The sequence below is a fragment of the Psychrobacter aquaticus CMS 56 genome (assembly GCF_000471625.1).
GTDB lineage: Bacteria > Pseudomonadota > Gammaproteobacteria > Pseudomonadales > Moraxellaceae > Psychrobacter > Psychrobacter aquaticus.
Genome location: NZ_AUSW01000033.1, coordinates 1 through 18769 on the forward strand (window position 1 = coordinate 1; position 18769 = coordinate 18769).

The 18769-nt window shown below is 44.2% G+C and carries 17 protein-coding genes; 7 read left to right on the plus strand and 10 right to left on the minus strand.

Going from position 1 to position 18769, the window contains the following annotated elements:
* Both M917_RS08930 and M917_RS13725 read left to right on the plus strand, forming a co-directional pair.
* The coding region (locus tag M917_RS08930; protein WP_040642476.1) for a YadA-like family protein at nucleotides 1-2072 on the plus strand (2072 nt) is incomplete at its 5' end.
* 183 nt (nucleotides 2073-2255) lie between these two features.
* The gene (locus M917_RS13725; RefSeq protein WP_051354261.1) at nucleotides 2256-3311 is read left to right on the plus strand and encodes an energy transducer TonB; all 1056 of its coding nucleotides are present in this window, start codon (nucleotides 2256-2258) and stop codon (nucleotides 3309-3311) included.
* 162 nt (nucleotides 3312-3473) lie between these two features.
* Here the strand turns inward: M917_RS13725 and M917_RS08940 are convergent, their stop codons facing one another.
* The 5 genes from M917_RS08940 to maiA form a co-directional block, all read right to left on the minus strand.
* A complete protein-coding gene (locus M917_RS08940; protein ID WP_021814486.1) occupies nucleotides 3474-4619 on the minus strand; it encodes a HupE/UreJ family protein in 1146 nt (381 codons plus the stop codon).
* Nucleotides 4616-5875 carry a tetratricopeptide repeat protein gene (locus M917_RS08945; protein WP_021814487.1) on the minus strand — a complete coding sequence of 420 codons (1260 nt, stop codon included), beginning with the start codon at nucleotides 5873-5875 and terminating at the stop codon, nucleotides 4616-4618. The genes M917_RS08940 and M917_RS08945 overlap by 4 nt, the downstream gene beginning before the upstream one ends.
* A 79-nt stretch (nucleotides 5876-5954) precedes the next feature.
* Nucleotides 5955-6236 (minus strand): hypothetical protein, encoded by a 282-nt coding sequence (locus tag M917_RS08950; protein WP_021814488.1) that lies wholly within the window; start codon nucleotides 6234-6236, stop codon nucleotides 5955-5957.
* A 27-nt stretch (nucleotides 6237-6263) separates the two neighbouring features.
* The gene (locus M917_RS08955) at nucleotides 6264-7763 is read right to left on the minus strand and encodes a DUF4331 domain-containing protein (RefSeq protein ID WP_021814489.1); all 1500 of its coding nucleotides are present in this window, start codon (nucleotides 7761-7763) and stop codon (nucleotides 6264-6266) included.
* Between the two features lie 161 nt (nucleotides 7764-7924).
* Entirely contained in the window at nucleotides 7925-8569 is a 645-nt protein-coding gene (gene maiA / locus M917_RS08960; RefSeq protein ID WP_021814490.1) for a maleylacetoacetate isomerase, read from the minus strand.
* 156 nt (nucleotides 8570-8725) lie between these two features.
* Here maiA and M917_RS08965 point away from each other — a divergent pair, with 156 nt between their 5' ends.
* Nucleotides 8726-9580, plus strand: a complete 855-nt coding sequence (locus M917_RS08965; RefSeq protein ID WP_021814491.1) for an IclR family transcriptional regulator — start codon at nucleotides 8726-8728, stop codon at nucleotides 9578-9580.
* Nucleotides 9581-9625: 45 nt separating this feature from the next.
* Here M917_RS08965 and M917_RS08970 read toward each other — a convergent pair whose 3' ends face one another.
* The 4 genes from M917_RS08970 to M917_RS08985 all read right to left on the minus strand — a co-directional run bounded on the left by M917_RS08970 (nucleotide 9626) and on the right by M917_RS08985 (nucleotide 14086).
* Complete coding sequence (locus M917_RS08970; RefSeq protein ID WP_040642515.1) at nucleotides 9626-10201, minus strand: VOC family protein; 576 nt, start codon at nucleotides 10199-10201, stop codon at nucleotides 9626-9628.
* A gap of 131 nt (nucleotides 10202-10332) precedes the next feature.
* Nucleotides 10333-11622 (minus strand): fumarylacetoacetase, encoded by a 1290-nt coding sequence (gene fahA / locus M917_RS08975; protein ID WP_021814493.1) that lies wholly within the window; start codon nucleotides 11620-11622, stop codon nucleotides 10333-10335.
* A 230-nt stretch (nucleotides 11623-11852) separates the two neighbouring features.
* A complete protein-coding gene (locus M917_RS08980; protein ID WP_021814494.1) occupies nucleotides 11853-13049 on the minus strand; it encodes an amino acid aminotransferase in 1197 nt (398 codons plus the stop codon).
* Nucleotides 13050-13156: 107 nt separating this feature from the next.
* The gene (locus M917_RS08985; protein WP_040642517.1) at nucleotides 13157-14086 is read right to left on the minus strand and encodes a LysR family transcriptional regulator; all 930 of its coding nucleotides are present in this window, start codon (nucleotides 14084-14086) and stop codon (nucleotides 13157-13159) included.
* A gap of 146 nt (nucleotides 14087-14232) precedes the next feature.
* Here M917_RS08985 and hppD point away from each other — a divergent pair, with 146 nt between their 5' ends.
* The 4 genes from hppD to M917_RS09005 all read left to right on the plus strand — a co-directional run bounded on the left by hppD (nucleotide 14233) and on the right by M917_RS09005 (nucleotide 18292).
* A complete protein-coding gene (gene hppD / locus M917_RS08990) occupies nucleotides 14233-15327 on the plus strand; it encodes a 4-hydroxyphenylpyruvate dioxygenase (protein ID WP_021814496.1) in 1095 nt (364 codons plus the stop codon).
* Between the two features lie 133 nt (nucleotides 15328-15460).
* Nucleotides 15461-16321, plus strand: a complete 861-nt coding sequence (gene phhA, locus M917_RS08995; protein WP_021814497.1) for a phenylalanine 4-monooxygenase — start codon at nucleotides 15461-15463, stop codon at nucleotides 16319-16321.
* Nucleotides 16322-16438: 117 nt separating this feature from the next.
* A complete protein-coding gene (locus M917_RS09000) occupies nucleotides 16439-16780 on the plus strand; it encodes a 4a-hydroxytetrahydrobiopterin dehydratase (protein WP_021814498.1) in 342 nt (113 codons plus the stop codon).
* 105 nt (nucleotides 16781-16885) lie between these two features.
* Complete coding sequence (locus M917_RS09005) at nucleotides 16886-18292, plus strand: Na+/H+ antiporter NhaC family protein (protein ID WP_021814499.1); 1407 nt, start codon at nucleotides 16886-16888, stop codon at nucleotides 18290-18292.
* Nucleotides 18293-18363: 71 nt separating this feature from the next.
* Here the strand turns inward: M917_RS09005 and nirD are convergent, their stop codons facing one another.
* A complete protein-coding gene (gene nirD / locus M917_RS09010; protein ID WP_021814500.1) occupies nucleotides 18364-18714 on the minus strand; it encodes a nitrite reductase small subunit NirD in 351 nt (116 codons plus the stop codon).
* Nucleotides 18715-18769 lie beyond the last annotated feature (55 nt).

Here is an 18769-nt window from a genome sequence, read left to right on the forward strand (position 1 = left end):
TGGGTGATGGCGCGGCAGATATGGATGCCGTCAATGTCAGACAATTAAAGGCAACCAACAGCACGGTTGACTTGGGACTGGACTTTACAGGGGATGACACTACCGTTGTCGTCAATCGTCAGTTAGGTGAAACCTTAACCATCAAAGGGGGCGCAGCAGACTTAACGGAGAACAATATCGGTGTTGTCGCTGATGACAAGGGCAACCTGAACGTTAGATTGGCAAAGGACGTCATGCTTGGCAGTACAGGCAGCGTGAGAATGGAAAGTACCGTGCTAAACAACGCTGGTATTACCATCACTGACGGCCCTAACGAGACCATTACCTTGAGCAACGAAGGTCTTGATAACGGTAACAACAGAATTATCAAGGTTGCCAAAGGGATTGCGCCAAGTGATGCTGTCAACTTCGCCCAGCTCACCACCACCAATAATGAGATTGCCAAAGGTATCAATATTGGTGATGGCAATAGCGCCAACGATCAGCAGTTTGCATTGGGGGATACCATCAATATCACCGGTGATAGCAATCTGACTACCACAGCTTCTGCAACGGGTCTCCAAGTTAAGCTCAACAACCAGTTGGACTTAGGTGATTCTGGTCGTATGCAGATAGGCAATAGCATTATGAACAACACAGGTTTTACCTTTGTTGATAATGGCATGGGTAGAACGGTTAGAATGAGCAGCACCGGCCTTGACAATGGTGGCAATCCTATTCGCAATGTTGGTAAAGGCACTCTGAACACTGACGCCGTAAACCTCGAGCAATTAAGAGAGGTGACCATTGCCTTGGACCAAGGTTGGGGAATCACTGCTCAAGGCGATATTGCGACCATGGTCAAACAAGGAGGCACTGTTGATATGAATAGTAGAGATGGCAATATTACCGTGTCTAGAACGTTGGTCAATAACCCTGCTGCTATAGGCCTGCGTACAGCGGCAATATCTGCCAGCGCTAATGATATTAGTTTTGATTTAAATCCAAACATTAACGTAGTAAGCATAACCGCTGGTGATACCTTTATTAACGACAATGGACTCACTATTGTAAATGGCCCAAGTATCACTAAAAATGGCATTGATGCGGCTGATAATAAGATCACTAATGTTCAAAACGGTGAAGTTACCGCAAACAGCCAAGAGGCCATCAACGGCAGTCAGCTTTATGCGCAAGGGAGTGGTATCGGTAGGATTATTGGTGGTAACACCGTTTACAATCCTGTAAATGGGACTTTTATTAATAGCAACATTGGCGGGACGGGCAGAGACAACATTGATGGTGCGATTGCTTCTATTAGACAAGGCGCAGTTGAAATCAATGAAAATGTGCAAGTCAATACTACCAATATTGCCACCAATACTACCAATATCGCTACCAATACTACCAATATCGCTACTAATACTGCTAATATTGTAACCAATACCACCAATATTAAGGCCAATCAAGATAGGCTCAATGCAGGACTTAACTTCGGCGCAGATCATGGTACTACTATTAAAAAGTCAGTAGGTGATGGCAGCGTACTTACTTTCAAAGGGGGTAATAATGTCACGACTACCGCAGAAGGCAGTAGTATTAAGTTTGATCTAAATGGTAATATTAATTTAGATAGCGTTACTACTGGTAATACCACGATCAATAGTAATGGCGTTACTATGGTTGGTGGTCCTAGTATGACCGCAAGTGGCATCAATGCCGCTGGTAACAAGATTACTAATGTTGCTGATGGTATGGCTCCTCGAGATGCTGTGAATTTTGGCCAATTAGATGCGGTTAGTAAAAGACTTGGCGACAGCATGAATGAGTTAGGCTATAAGATTGGTGAAGTCGAAGATGATGCAAACGCGGGTATTTCAGCTGCGATGGCGATGTCTTCACTACCACAGGCTTATATCGTAGGAAAGTCGATGATTGGTGGCGGTGTGGGTACATACAATGGAGAAAGCGCAGTCGCTATCGGCTTCTCTAAACTATCTAACGACGGTCGTTGGGTCATGAAACTAAACGGTACCGCAGATACTCAAGGTAATGCCGGTGCCTCAATTGGCGCAGGCTTCCATTTCGATTGAGTAAAAAGCCAAGCCACGTATCAAGGTTTTTAAAATAAAACAAAAAAGCAAGACAGCGAATGTCTTGCTTTTTTATGAGTGAAACCAAGGTTTTCAAGATGATACCTTATTCGCTTTTTATTTATTAGATTATCGAATAAACTCATATGCAAGAATGTTTTTAAGAGTATTCTAATAACTATTATGATGCCAAATTTTTTTACTCGTCCTCTTACTACTTGTGTAACCATGTTAGTCGTCGTACTGCACGGGATCATTGCGTGGGCGATGGTATCTATTGATAAACCAATAACTGCTGTCCCTAAAAACAAGCCCAGTATCATTCATTTAGAGTTGATAACACTGGCCTCAACCCCTGCAAAAATACAATCATCTACAAACAATCCTCCGACTGTGCCTCAGCCCAAACCTTTAATTAAAAAGCCCTCACAACCCAACATACAACCTACTGAACCCATAAAAAAGGCCGAAACGACTGAAACGGTCACAGTATCAGATTCAGTAGAACCCCTAAAAACCGTAGTAGAACAGAAGCAAACAACCCCAATAACAAGTACAACATCGGTTAAAGAAGATTTTGAGGTGGAGAGGAAGCCTGTAAACCCTTCATCAGACCAAAAGCTAATAATAGCAGAATCAAAGAATATAGTAGCATCAAAGAAAACAGTTAACACATCTGACGCAAAGGAAGAAACAGAGGATGATCTGTCTGCCATGATTCGTGCCGTAACCGCCCAATTTAATCGCGAGCAAGCCATACAGCAGCGAGCCGCAAGAAATCAAGCCAATAGAAAGCTAATGGAACAAGAACAGTGGCAAGCACAAGCAGCAAACGAAGCAGTTGGCAAGATGTTAGCATTAGCCGCAGCCCAAGCCGAACAACAAACCACCGATCAAACCGATTTAGATAATAAGGTTAACGAAAACGACGTAGACGCTCCTTTTTTGGCAGAAGATGGCAGTTGGATGGATGGGCAAGAACCCACTACCAGTGTCCCATCGCTTGTATGGCGTAATATTAATACTCGTTTGGGTGATGTATTTATCGTCATGTTAGAGTTGCATGTCAACAAAGAGGGTTATATTACAGAGGTGCAATTACTTGAGTCATCGGGCAGTCCAATTATCGATGCCATAGCAACGACTCAAGTCAGAGCAGGACAACTCAATCCGCTAAAACAAAATGGCATCGAAGTGGATGCCATTGTACCCATGTCATTGGTCTATGAAAGACCTTAGCTTCAGATTTCAACAACGCGTAGGACAAAAAGGTGTGGCTACCAATTTGTCACAGCTGTTGTAAATGCCGCCACCCATTTATATATTAAACCCTTATATCAGATAGAGGCGACCAAGCTGCGTGCCGTTTGGTTCTTTGAGTAATATTACCGTTCACTTGACCTAAAATGCCCGCTCAAAAAACCACCATAGAGCCACTAAAATACTAATCAGCGATCCTATATAAAAAATGACGTACTTATAAAATTGCGTGTGACGTAATAATAGAGCTATTGGAAATACCAAAGCGATAAATACCAGTTGTCCCAATTCAATACCTACATTGAAACTCAATAATGCTAGTACACGCGCGCTGGTGGCAAGTGGCAAATCTACTAAAACATTGGCAAAGCCAAAACCGTGAATGAGCCCAAAAAAGAAAGCAAGATAGATTGCTCGTACTCGTAGCAATGGCACTAAGTTATTGAGCGCGGCAAAGGCGATAGACAAGGCAATGACAGACTCAATAAAACTGGCTGGTATACTAACGATTTGTAGCGCCGCTAAGCTAAGCGTAATCGAATGCGCGAGTGTGAACGAGGTGGCAATCCAAAAAACTTCAAGTAGAGCCGCCTTCGGTTTGGAGACCGCAACCAATTGTTTTTGTTTACGCACATATACGGCAGGGATGAGCAATACGAACAAAAATAGGAGGTGATCCCAACCAATCAGCAAATGATGTATACCGCTTTTGAGAAAATTTGTCGCCGTAGATATTGAGTCGGACGCTGCTTCTGAACCCAGTGGGTTTTGACCGACAGCCAATACTTGTAGCGGCGTGCCCTCATTAGGTTGTGTCAGGATCAAGCGGTGATTGGCGTCAATACCTGCCAGTATCTGATAATCAAGGCGATCAATTGGCTGCTCACAGTTCAATTTAAAATTAGTATGTAAATAATTAAAACCGCCGCGTGTGTTGATTGCTAGTGGCTCAAAACTTGCTATTTGACAAGCTTGTGTCGCACTTTCTAATGTTACCTTAGACGTCACCAGTTGCTCTATAAGTGCCGTCTGTGATTTTATTTCTGCCCAGCTGACCTGCTGATCTTGATTTGGGTCTATATCTATCAGCAATGCCAAATCGCGAAGTGACAACTCGTATTCGGCATCGTATCTAACATCTGCTGCCTCTTCAGAGTCATCTTTGGTAAGGTTTAAGTACGCGGTACTGGCTTCATGTGCTTGTACTAAGGTGCAAGTCAGCAATAGCAATAGTAGCGTCAAGTAACGATAGGTTCGGCACCAAATAAGTCTACTAAGCGCACTCATAAAGGATTATCCTTGACCTGAACTTGTGTATCTAAATGCCCAGTGGTATCCATCACCGTGCTTTTGACTTGGGCAGTTGAATCTTGCTTGCGTATTGCTTGGCAATTTAGGCAATCACTTATTTTACCCAAACGTAAATCACGCTCTAGTGCTGGATACTCAAATTGTGTGTCTGTTATAAATTGACGTATAAGCTCGATGTCTTTTTGGCTACCTGCTTTGAGCGCTGCTGTGGCGTAGAGCACGATATCTGCTGTCTCACGCTGCTGTTGCCAATTATCCCGAGCCAATTGAAGGGCAGAGTCAACCTGATTGGCAAGCAAAGCATAAGTGGCCTGCTCACGCATATGGGCGTCTTCTAGGCGTATCTGCCACACATCAATGCGCTCCTTCATCAATGCCAAGTTCTGATTGGCCCTCTTATCGCCCAATTTTATTTGAGCAGTAATGAGGCGTAGTAGCAGCGCGTCTTTATCAGTATGCTCTTGAAGCAGGTCACGGACTTTTTCATATTCACCAATACTCAATAGCCAATCAGCTCGAGCCATGAGTGCAGGTACCGTCTGATCATCCATGACATCGAAGACTTGGTTAGCAAGAGTGGTATCTTGGCTACGTAATGCTGCATCTGCCTGAATCAGATAGATCCAGCGAGCAGTCGAGGCATCTAGCCCAGAAGCAATGGCTGCCAGTCCATTGAGCGTTTGTTTTGCTGGTTCAAGTTTGCCAGTCATGCTCTGTATTTGCGCTTCACACGCCAATGCATAAACACGCAGGTCAGGGTCATCAAGCTTTTTGCAGTGGCTCATTGCTTCTGCAAACTGACCCTGAACCACGAGTAAAGAAGAAAGGGTCAATAGCGCATCTGCATGAGCTGCATCTTGACTGAGTATTTGCTCTAATACGGCGGTTGCTTCAGCGAATTTGTGATCCGATTGAAGTGCCCGTGCTTGCAGCATAAGGGTATCTATACTCTGATCTGTTGTCTGATCTAGCTGCGCACGCGCTTGTCCTAATGCCCGTGGATCGCCCTGCAGATAAGCACGCTCCAACAATTGACTGGTGCCCTCCAGCGTGTTTGTACTCGCATCGGACACAAAGTCAGCTGAGCTTAGATAACGTGGTGGCGGAGAGTCTTCGGGTAGGGTCGCAAGAATTTGTTGATCGTCTTTTGGAATAAAGGGGGCAGCATGAATAAGCTGACTACTAATGAATAACAACAATAAGCATTCGATAGGGAACTTAATCCAGTGCATAAAATATCTCACTCAGAACATAAAGAAACACCCAATCAGTATACTGACTAGGTGTTTGCTGAATTTATCTCACGTCATACTAGAGTGAGGCATTGGCATTTGCTACTACAACAGGTTCTGCCAAATTTGCTTCAGGAAGTATAATCCGATCGATATCTTGAGGCTCATCGGTATCCACATTATTACTGGCGTCAATCACATCAGAAGTCCTGCTAACGGCCAACTTAGCTTTTTCTTGGTCTACTGCAACATCGTTATTGACTGGATTTGTTGGTTTACTAGCATTGTTATCATTGTCACTGAAGCAACCAGAAAGCGCAGCTGATCCAGTGATCAATACGGCTAACATTAGATAGCGCATAGTATTTCTCCTTGGTTTGGTTTCAGCTTATCGGGCACCTGGGGTTGGGGTTGTCAGATAAGGAAAGACTGAATCAAACTCGGTAGCAGGTTTGAGAGCGCCATCAGTGAGTGGTGCTTTGCCAGCTTTGGCATCAGCAGGTACGCAGGTGACAGCAGCTGGTAGACCAGCATGACATAGGGCACCCATTGACACTCTTAAGGCGATATCTGTCACATCATCACCAGGGCGTCGACCATTTGGAAATCCTGCAACATCTTTGGCATCTGCCTTAGGACGACCATCGGTCTGACCAGGAATAATACTAATCACACCCAAATCGTTTTGCATAGCAGCAGGTACCGCTGCAATGCTAGTGTTCAAACGTAGCATATCTGCAGGTACTTGATTTGTATTCGCAGGCTTGTTGACAGTAGGAACGCCTGTCAAAAATGCGGTCACTAAATCTTGACGTGGGAAGTTCGTTGGCGCAGGTGCCGTTGGATATAACGTCTGAATCAACGCTGGAAGCGTCGGATAAAATACATAATTTTTAAAATTATCCACATCATCTTTTGGCTCTGAGGCATTAAACTTGTCTTTGTCTTTTAGACCAATGACCACTTCGTTGACGAGCGGCATACCCAGTCTTGAAACCTGTGTCCATGCACCGCCTTTTTTGGCAGTAGTGCTGATACCGGAAGCAGGTGAAGGGTTCACTAGTGTTGCCTGACGAACACTGGCAGTCGTCCAAGCGCCGATCACAGGGTCTTTACTTGTTGCACTGATAAGGCAAGATTTTGGCACTTCCATCGCAATCGATGTGACGTTTTTGTCTGCTAGTATATTGGTGCCACCATCACGTGCGCCCAATGGATTTAGGTTAATCAAATCAAATACTCTACCCAAATCGATGGCAAAGCCTTCAGCACGCTGACCGACGAACACTTTACCTTGGCCACAGCTCCCTAAATTTAGAGGCTTAATAAAGCCGCGAGCATATGTCGGATAGTCAGCAAACGACTTGGTGCCGATATAATCAAATGGTTTATCGAAATTGCCTAATGAGGTACGCGCACCACTACGGCGATCACCTTTGACCATCGTTACGTTATAGCTCTCGCTCGTTTGGACATTGGCAGGGTTTGAGGCATCACCAGCGTTAGATAAAGGTATGGCGACATTTGGTGTTGATGGGTTACGATCTGAATCGATTTCAATACTATTTAAATTTTGAGTAAAATCAAATTGGAAGGTAATGTCTTCAACAGCGTCACCGTTGTTGTCGATATGAATCTCATAAAGGGCATCTGGATCTAGGGCAAAATAATTGGGTCCGCCGTAGGCATCTTGCAGTGGCAAATAGTTGGCAATAATCGTGACGTAATCTTTTCGATTATTCTCGTAACTATTAAACATATAAAAGTCAGAGGCATCGACTTTTGGGGTTTTGGTAATAGAAGGGGCTTCACGGTGACTGGAGGCGACGGCGCTTGCACTCACGCATAGGGTCATGGCTGCTATTAGAGCCTTTGTGGTATATTTCATACGGATCCTTGTAAAGAAACTTTAAGTGATTGGGCGGTTGAGATTCAATCTCACTTACAATTACTAGTTAACTAAATAATCTCCTTATTAAGTTAATTCGAATTATACACATGTTTAAATTCGTTTGTGAAGCGTTTAATTTATTTAATTATGTGTATATATCAAGCTTTTGGCGCATCAGGTTGCATCATAGGATCAGCGTCTGCAAAGGCTTTTAACTTACGGCAATATGTATCAATTTCAACAATATTAGGATAAGGGTTTAGGTCTACTTTAAAGCGGCGAGCAGAAGAAACCTGCGGAATCAAATAGCAATCTGCAAAAGTAGGATGATTGCCGTAACAGAATTTCCCGCGATTTTTATCTTCTGCTAAGCGTGTCTCTAACGCTTCAAATCCCTCACTTATCCAGCGATTGCACCATACCATAACGTCATCTTCGTCTACTGACAGCTCGTTGCGTAGATATTGTAAGATACGGCGATTATTAATCGGATGCATATCACAGCCGATCATGGCGCTAATAGCGCGCACATGCATGCGCCCAATCGCATCTTTTGGCAATAAAGGGTTTTCAGGGTAGACTTCTTCCAACCATTCCAAAATAGCAGGGCTTTGGTACAACAATAAATCATCCGATTGTAGGACAGGGACCAATCCTTGTGGGTTGATAGATTTAAATGCGGCGTTTAGCTGCTCGTCTTGCGCCAGATTGACCGCGACATAATCGTACTCTAAACCTTTTAAATTCATCGCGATACGGGTACGGTAAGAGGTACTGCTACGAAAATAGCTATAAAGTTTCATTATTATTCAATCCTTTTATTATGGTATGTTGTCAGGGAAATAAGGGGTCATAATTATTGATACCAAATTTGTTTCGTACAGTCCAATATAAGTATTATTGAGTTGTATTCTTACTTGACTGATATTTAATAGCATAAACCATTAATCGAGCAAGCCATGCCAGTAGCTGAAAACCTGACAGATAATACCGTTGTAACCAACAAAAACCAAAATGGCGTTCAATCGCTTGAGATTGGACTGTCGATATTAGATGTTCTTATCGATCATAACGAACCTATGATGTTAAAGGACATCGCCCAAATGATGCAAATGCATCCGGCCAAATGCCATCGTTATTTGGTCAGCCTCATTCGTAAAAACTACGCGCGTAAAATTGACGATGGCCGCTATGGACTGGGTGATAGAGTCAATGCGTTGGCAGCATTGGGGCATACTGGCTACAATCAAAGCAATATTTTAGAGCGACTGACGCATATCGCCAATGAAATTAAAGATAACTTAAATTGTGCGGTACAAATTGCCAAATGGTTCAACGAAGGCCCTATTATCATTCAGTCAGTCGAGCCGGACAGCCCCATTAGTATTATTACGCGTATTGGTTCACGCATGCCGCTGACGACATCGGCCACAGGGCAACTGTTTGCCAGTTATCAACCAGACACCATTATTAAACCATTGGTCATGGCTGAATGGAGTATAAACGATGACGCAATAACAGAAAAATGGCAGGAATTTACCCAACTACAAGCCAAGATTTGTACCCAAGGCTATGCGGCAGTTACAGGCGATATGTTGATGGGTATTAACGCTATTACGATTCCGGTTATCTTGCCACAGCGTGCGAGTATCGCTGATGTGCAATCCGCTATTGGTGACACGCCATTCATTGAAAGCTTACCAGTAGAGTATGCCATTACCATCATCGGAACGACAGAGCAGTTACCAGTGAGCGAACAACACAATGTCGTTGAGCGAATATTAGCGATAGCGCAGCGTTATAAAATAGCGTAGCCGAGAAGATGTTAGCGACGTGATGGAAAACTCTTTAATAAGTGTTTACTCGCCTACAGGCACTTGTTGCTTGGCCTCAGCCAGCTCCTCGCTATGCAAAAACTGCGTGTGTGTTGGCGCCCGTTTGGTGCGTGACCATTCATCCAGCATTTCTTGCTTCATCTCTTCAGTAATCATCGATATTTTTGTTTCTGAAGCAGAATCATCGTAAGTCAGCTCCAAGCGATGACCGTTCGGATCAAAGAAATAAATAGAATGGAAAATACCGTGGTTGGTCACGCCGATCACATCAATACCGCCTTCTTCTAAATGCGCTTTTGCCACCATCAACGCGTCGCGATCTTGAACCTTGAGTGCCAAATGTTGAACCCAATTTGGCGTATTGGGGTCAAAGCCCATCTCAGGCTGATTGGGCACTTCAAAGAACGCCAACACATTGCCGCTACCTGCGTTCAAAAAAACGTGCATGTAAGGGTCAAAGGCTTTAGTAGAAGGTACATGATCTTCGGCAAATGCCAAGATAAAATCCATATTCAGGTGTTTTTTATACCATTCCACGGTTTCTTTGGCGTCTTTACAGCGGTAAGCCACGTGATGAATTTTTTCAATTTTAAAGCTCATATCAATATCCTTTTGATAAGGCGTTTGGCCAATTGCCAACATACACAGATGATATGTATATTGGCGATTTTTTGAATGTCTAATTCAATGGTTGTCACGCCTATTTTGTACGTTAATAAGAGTTATCTAAACTATTTGTCAAAATCAAAGCTAAGCGCGGGCAGTACTTTGCCGCGTACCTCACCAAAACCAACTCGAATGCCGTCTTTTTCGCTATAGCCTTTCATAATGACGGTATCGCCATCTTCGATAAAGCTGCGAGTCTCACCGCTACTGAGTGTGACTGGTTTGGTAGCATTCCAAGCAATCTCTAGCATCGAGCCATAAGAGTCGGGCGCTGCTCCCGAAATAGTGCCTGAACCCATCATGTCGCCAACTTCTACTTTGCAGCCTGTGATGGTGTGATGAGTCAGCTGCTGCGCCATTGACCAGTACATATATTTGAAGTTGGTTTCACAAACAACGGTGGCGCTCTCAGCATTTTCGGGCAGTAGTTCGACCGATAGATTAATATCAAAGCTGTTATTGATGTCTTTTTCGTTCAAATAAGCCAATGGTTTTGGCTCTTGAGTCGGACATGATGTTTTGAAAGGTGCCAGCGCATCCATGGTCACAATCCAAGGAGAGACTTCAGAGGCAAACGTTTTGGCGTTAAAGGGACCTAAAGGCACGTATTCCCATTTTTGTATGTCACGGGCTGACCAATCGTTGAGCAAGACCATACCAAAGATATGATCGGACGCCTTATCTACTGCAATTGGTTGACCAATGGTGTTGCCTTTACCAACCACAAAAGCAGTCTCAAGCTCAAAATCCAAGCGTTTGCAAGCTGAAAAAATAGGGCGATCATGCGCATTGGGCTTTAGCTGACCGGATGGGCGTACAACATCCGTACCACTGACAATCACTGTGCTAGCACGTCCGTTATAGCCAACGGGCATCTCAGTCCAGTTCGGTAATAGGGCATTGCTTGGATCACGGAACATGGTACCGACGTTGGTCGCATGCTCTTTAGAAGAATAAAAGTCCGTAAATCCTGGTACTTGAACTGGCAGATGCATGATGACGTCTGTTTGTTTAAAAAGGGCTTTTTCCTGCAAATCTTGATTGTCACGCAAGGCATCGCTATCAGTAGACAGCAACAGTTGAATGGTTTGACGCGCTTGCGTCCAGTTGTCTCGACCAGAATCAATAAAAGCGTTTAGCGTGGGCTTATCAAAATATGAGCCGCCTGCCAAGCTTAATAAACCTTCTGTTTCAAGTACAGACAGATCCAATACTTGATCGCCAATGGCGACCCCAGCGCGGCGTTTGCCGTCTTCAGTTTCACTAAAAATGCCATAGGGCAGATTATGAATTGAGAAATCAGAATCGTTAGCGATATTAATAAATGAGGTGAGATTTTTGTCAATCGTTGACATGGGAGGCTCCTTGCTAAAAGTGGGTTTTTGAATTACGTTATAATTAACTACTTACGGATAATGTAATTTATAGATGAGGAGATTGCAAGTTTTTTATATAGCGAGTGCACGTTGTACGGACACGGCCAACCCTACATAAATACTGGACGAAAAAAAAGGCTAAGCAAGCGCTCAGCCTTTTTTCTTATAAACTGCTTTTACCAAACTGTATCGTTTAATCAATGACTCAATCAGTCTTTTAAGACATCTGCCATCGCATTGGCGACATAGTCGATGTTACTGGTGTTCAAGCCAGCCACGCACATACGTGAGTTCGATACCATGTAAATGCCAAACTCGCTTTGTAGGCGCTCGACTTGTTCAGGCGTCAATCCTGTGAAGCTAAACATGCCATTTTGACGGGTAATATAATCAAAGTTGCGGTTAGGAATTTTGGCTTCTAAGACAGATTTGAGCTTGAGACGCATGGCTTTGATACGGTCACGCATCGCATACACTTCGCCAACCCACTGCTCGTGTAACGCTTCGTCATTCATGACGATATCGACGACGCGGCCACCATGTGATGGTGGGCTTGAATAGATACGGCGTACGGTAGCATTCAGCTGACCAAATACACGCTCGGTCTCGTCTACGGTTGGGCATACGACTGATAGACCACCGACACGCTCGCCATATAGCGATAAGTTTTTAGAGAACGAATTACTGACGAATAATGGTAAGCCCATATCGACGGCTTTACGAATCGCATAAGCGTCGCTGTCCATATCTTCACCAAAGCCTTGGTAAGCAATATCCATGAATGGAATCAGCTCACGTGCTTGAATGACGTTTAGTGCAGTGTCCCATTGCTCACGGGTCAAATCAAGCCCTGTTGGGTTGTGGCAGCAAGGGTGTAGCAAGATCACATCATCTTTGTTCAACGTTTCAAAAAACGCAATCATCTCATCAAATTTGATGCTACTGCTGGCTTTGTCATAGTACGGGTATTTACCGACTTCGACATCAGAGCCTTCAAAAATGGCAATGTGATTGCCCCATGTTGGATCACTCACATAGCATTTAGATTGTGGGAACCATTCATGGATGAACTCAGCGCCGACTTTTAGAGCGCCAGAACCACCGATAGTGGCGATGGTCGCAACCAAACCGTCTTGTAAGATTTGAGCGTCTTTACCAAATAATAGCTCTTGGCAGCCTTTACGATGTCCCGGTAAGCCTGCCATTGGGAGGTAAGGACGAGGAGAAATAGGATCAGCAATGCGCTGCTCTGCTGTTTTTACGCAGTCGAGTACGGGCAATACGCCATTTTCATCATAATAAATACCAATACCTAAATTGACTTTATTGGGATTGCTGTCCGCTGAATATTTTTCCATCAGCCCTAAAATTGGATCACCAGCATAATAGTCGATACGTTCAAACATGTTGTTTCCTTATAAAATATAAATTGAGCCGCCAAAAATCATAGAGCAAATTGGCACGTAACTCAACACTAGATTCAGTTATCTCGGATAATTCATCCTAGCCGCATTTAGATACGCTGTAAGTCATTAAAATGGCTAGAAAAATAAGTCTGCAAAAACTCCTTAAAAGCAATGGTAGCAGGAGACAGCGCACGCGAAGACCGCTGATAGATAAAAAATTGCCGCATTTTAACTGGTTGCGCCAGCGGTCTCATTTGTAGGCCGTTGGCACTGACCCAGTCAATAACCTCAGGCATGTAGGGCAGACACAGCGTGATGCCAAAGCCTTGGCGTGTCATCTCAAGCGCCGTGGACATAAAATTTACTTTGTAACGCGCTTGCTGAATATGGGCCGCGATACGGTCATCCAGTTCTGCGGTTACTTTTTCAATAAAAGGCCCTTGTAGCGTAATGAGCGGAATATCTAATAAATCTTGCCACGTGATTTCAGGTTTTTGTGCCAGTGCATGAGTGTCCGGCATAACCACACAAAACGGCAGCTGGTATAGCAAATCGGCACGGATATCATCTTCGGTTTCCATAAATTCAAGCTCAGTACCGACGCCTAAATCCACCTCAATGTCTTGAACATGTTTTAGCAAATTTTCTGCTGAACAATCCAACAACGACACACCAATTTCAGGATGCTGCTGGGCAAACTGGGCGATCACTGCGGGCATAGAGGAGGCTGCAAATTGGGAAACAGCCAATCGTACTTGACCTTGCGCTAAGCTGGTCAAACTGCTGGCCTCGTTTTCGAACAGTTGCATCTCATTTAAGATACGCCGTGCTTGCGGCAATAAATGCCGTCCTACTGCGGACAAAGACAGCTGGCGTGTGGTGCGATCAAACAACACGATACCGAGGCTGGACTCTAATTCTTTGATCAAACCACTAACAGCAGATTGGGTCAAATGCATCTGATCGCTGGCACGCGTAAAGCTACCATTGTCAGCGACTTTGATAAAAGCGGTCAATTGGCGAATGCTGATATTCATAAGTAAACCTGATAAATAAATCATAAAAAACAATTAGTCTTATAAATAAAGCTAATCTAATATAAATGCATCGTCAATAAGAATTATTGATTGAGCATATTATTTTATGGTTTTTATACCACCAATTGAAATTAAGGATGATTACAATGGCAGATTTATTTGAAAACCCAATGGGATTACGAGGGTTTGATTTTGTAGAATTCGCCTCACCACAGCCCGATGCGGTCGATGCCTTGTTCAAACAGCTTGGCTTTGCGCATGTGGCCAACCACCGATCAAAAGATGTGGCCCTATACCGTCAAGGTGACATCAATCTTATCCTAAACCGTGAGCCTAAAAGCCAAGCCAGCTACTTCGTTGAAGAGCATGGCGCAGGGGCTTGTAGTATGGGGTTTCGCGTCCAAGACTCCAAAAAAGCTTATGAGCGTGCCATTGAAATGGGTGCGCAGCCAGTAGACGTACCAACTGGGGTAATGGAACTAAGACTGCCTGCCATCAAAGGCATAGGCGGCTCACTGATTTATTTGATTGACCGCTTTAAAGATGGCGAATCTATCTATGATGTCGACTTTGAGTTTTTTGCTGATGTGGATAGACGTCCTGTCGGCTATGGCTTCAAAGTCATCGATCATCTGACCCATAATGTTTACCGTGGTCGCATGGCCTATTGGGCCAATTTCTATGAGCGCATTTTTAATTTCCGCGAAATCCGCTTCTTTGATATCAAAGGCGAGTACACAGGACTGACCAGTAAGGCAATGACCGCACCAGATGGCAAAATTCGTATTCCGCTAAATGAAGAATCTAAGCAGGGTGGCGGCCAAATCGAAGAGTACTTGATGCACTTCAATGGCGAAGGTATTCAGCACATTGCCTTAGCCAGTGATGATTTATTTGCCAGCATTGATAAGCTTAAAGCCGCTGGGATTCCACTTATGACAGCACCAACTGCTGCTTATTATGAAATGCTCAGCGAGCGTTTGCCAAACCACGGCGAAAATGTCGCTGACTTACAAATGCGTGGCATTTTATTGGACGGTACGACAGAAGGCGGTACGCCGCGTCTATTGCTACAGATTTTCTCCGAAACCATCTTAGGTAGCCCTGTGTTCTTTGAGTTTATCCAACGCAAAGGTGATTACTCAGAAGGCTTTGGCGAAGGTAATTTCAAAGCTTTGTTTGAATCTATCGAGCGTGACCAAGTGCGCCGTGGCACGGTTGGTCAACAAGAAGCTGGCTAGTAAAAGACTGATTAGAAAAAAGCCGATTAGAAAAAGCTTGGAACACCGTAAGTTTTGTTAAGTTTTAATGTGATAAGTGGACAGGACAAACGGAGTTTATCTTGTCCTTAACAGCAATAAAAGGAACACCGGCATGGAACGCCTTCAATCTATAGACTCTCCTCATAAAAATGTCAGTGCGAGTAGTATGACTGCGAAAAAGCAACCTTACCTCTCGCATCAGCCAGATGCCAATGGTCATATTCATTATAGTGATGATGAGCATGCCATGTGGCAAGTGCTGCTTGAGCGTCAAGCCAAGCAAACACCCAATCGTGCCTGCTCAGCGTATCTGCAAGGTTTGGACAAGCTGAATCTGCCGCCGACACATATTCCTCAGCTACGGGATATTGATGAAGTATTGCAAGCCACTACAGGCTGGCAAACAGCAGCAGTTCCTGCATTGATCAGCTTTGGCAAGTTTTTTAAACTTTTGGCCAATAAATCCTTCCCCGTGGCAACCTTTATCCGCCGCTTTGAGGACATGGATTATATCGAAGAGCCTGATATTTTTCATGAAATCGTCGGACATTGCCCGTTACTCACGCATCCTGCTTTTGCGATGTTTAACGAGACATATGGCAAGCTGGGTCTCAATGCGACTAAAGAAGAAAGAGGGTTTTTGGCGCGGCTGTATTGGTTTACCATCGAGTTTGGTTTGGTTGGGAGCAACCCTGAAAACCGTAGAATCTATGGCGGGGGTATCCTAAGCTCACCCTCTGAAACCGTCTATGCCCTGAGCAATGAGCCACAAAGTCGACCAGAGTGTCGAGCCTTTGATCTAATGGATGTGCTGCGTACGCCTTATCGTATCGATCAGATTCAGCCGATTTATTATGTCATTGATGAGTTGGATACGCTGTTTGATATCATCGATAGCGATATTATGGGAATGGTCAAGCAAGCCATGTCACTGGGGCTATTTGAGCCGACTTATCCTTTGAAAATTAGCTAATGGCTGCACAGATTAGATTTTATTATTAACGTTTTAAACTTTAGCCCAGCACTCTCAACACGGATGTACGCGTCTGAAAGAGACGACGATTAACATTTAAAATAAAAGGACATTATAATGACTGCATTATCACAAGACAGCTGCGAAGCTTGCCGTATCGGCGCACCGACAGTCGATGACACTGAGGCAAAAGAGCTATTACAGCAAATTCCTGACTGGTCGCTCATAGAAGTAGAGGGCATCAAGCAATTACAACGCCAATACAAATTCAAAAATTTCGTCAAAGCGATGGCATTCGCCAATCAACTCGCAGACATCGCCGAAGCAGAAGGACATCACCCGGGCATCTTGGTAGAGTGGGGCAAAGCGACCGTCACTTGGTGGTCTCACAGCATCAAAGGCTTGCATCACAATGACTTCGTCATGGCGGCTAAGACCGATCGTTTACTGGATCAATAATCCGATTGGCAATCGCCAAACAAACTCATTAAACTTGCCCCCACTTAAATTCAATACTTAAATTCAATCTAACGCCAGATTACACTGGCGCTTTAAGGATGTGTGATGCCTCCAAAAATATTAACCCAAATTTCATCTCAATTGGCGTTTATGATTTCTGCCATTGTCATTGCTATCATGGGCGTTACCATGATTGGTTTTGGCTGGGTGCCTCATTTGTCATTAATACTCGCCATTTGTGTCCTATTGGCCATTGGTTTGTTTAAAGGCTTGAGCTTCGATGACATGCAAGCCCAAATGGCCTCTGGTGTCATGCGCGGCATTGGTGCGATATATTTGTTCTTTTTCATTGGATTGATGGTCGCCGCTTTGATGATGTCCGGTGCCATTCCAACCTTGATGTATTTTGGCTTTGAGCTGATATCGCCCGAGTATTACTATATTTCTGCTTTTGTATTGACCTCTATTATCGGTATCGCTTTGGGCAGTAGTTTGACGACTGCGGCGACATTAGGCGTGGCCTTTATCGGTATGAGTAACGCCTTTGATGCCAATGTGGCAATCGCGGCAGGCGCAGTGGTATCAGGGGCGTTTTTTGGTGATAAGATGTCGCCATTGTCTGATACCTGTACGATCGCCTCATCGGTTGTGGGCATCGATTTGTTTGAACACATTCGCAATATGATGTATACCACTGTACCTGCGTGGATACTGACGGTCATTCTTTTTTGGTTTTTTTCAGGGCAGACGGCAGGCTCTGATCTTAGCGAAGTCATCGTATTGCAAGGACAATTGATTGAAAGTGGCTTGGTACACGGCTATGCGGTGTTGCCTTTTATCGTACTGGTTGGTTTAGCGGTTTTTCGGGTCAACGCCATTTACACCATTATTTGTACCATCGCTGTGGCTCTTATCATTACTTATTTGCATAGCTCGCCGAGCTTCGGGCAGTTGGGTGGCTATCTGTTTGCTGGCTATGCCCCAGCTGAATCATTGGCGTTAGGCGAAGTTGGTGGCATGCTATCGCGTGGCGGTGTCCAAAGTATGTTCTTTACGCAGGCGATTGTGATATTGGCGCTGAGTCTTGGTGGACTCTTGACAGCACTGGGTATTTTGCCCGCATTATTATCCGGTATAAAAGACTCGTTGACCACGTCAGGACGCGCTATCTTTGCCGCTGCCATGTCGGCACTCAGCATCAACGTGCTGATTGGTGAGCAGTATTTGAGTATTTTACTGTCTGGTACGGCCTTTCGCCCAACGTTTGAGCGTTTGAATTTGCATCCTAAAAACTTGTCTCGTACCATCGAAGATGCAGGTACGGTCATCAATCCTTTGGTGCCGTGGAGTGTGTGCGGGGTGTTTATCAGCCAAGCACTGGGTGTGCCTGTTCTTGACTATTTGCCTTATGCGTTTTTCTGTTATTTGTCGCTGTTACTGACGATATTGTTTGGTTTCACAGGTATCACCATTAGTCGCGTAAAAAGTCATGAGTCAATTAAGACAGCATAAGAAACTCTTAAAGCAATGAAACTTTATGAAAAGATTTAGGGCGTATCTTCAATGAGGATACGCCCTTTTTTTTACCAGCCTTGCAGAATAATATTGTTATTATTTAATGTCACCTGATAAGCCCCTAGTATCACACTCTCATCATCCAAGCATTGTCCAGTGGCAAGGTTAAAACGCTGCTTATAAATGGGTGAGGCGACATAGAGTATTTCTTCATCCGATCCTGCCTCAGTGACAATCGTCGTGCCACCAATCAAACCTCGGGACAGCACATTGGCTTGACTGAATGGATCATAATTATCAAGAGCAAAGAGGTCATCTTTTTTGGTGCGAAAAATAGCAATTTGCTTGCCCTCTATCAGCGCACAAACGCCTGTATCAGGAATGATGTCGTTAAGATGACAGATAGTGTGCTGTGTCATGGGGTGTTATCCTTAAAGATTGTGGCGTTAATAAAGCATTCTACTGGTATAAATT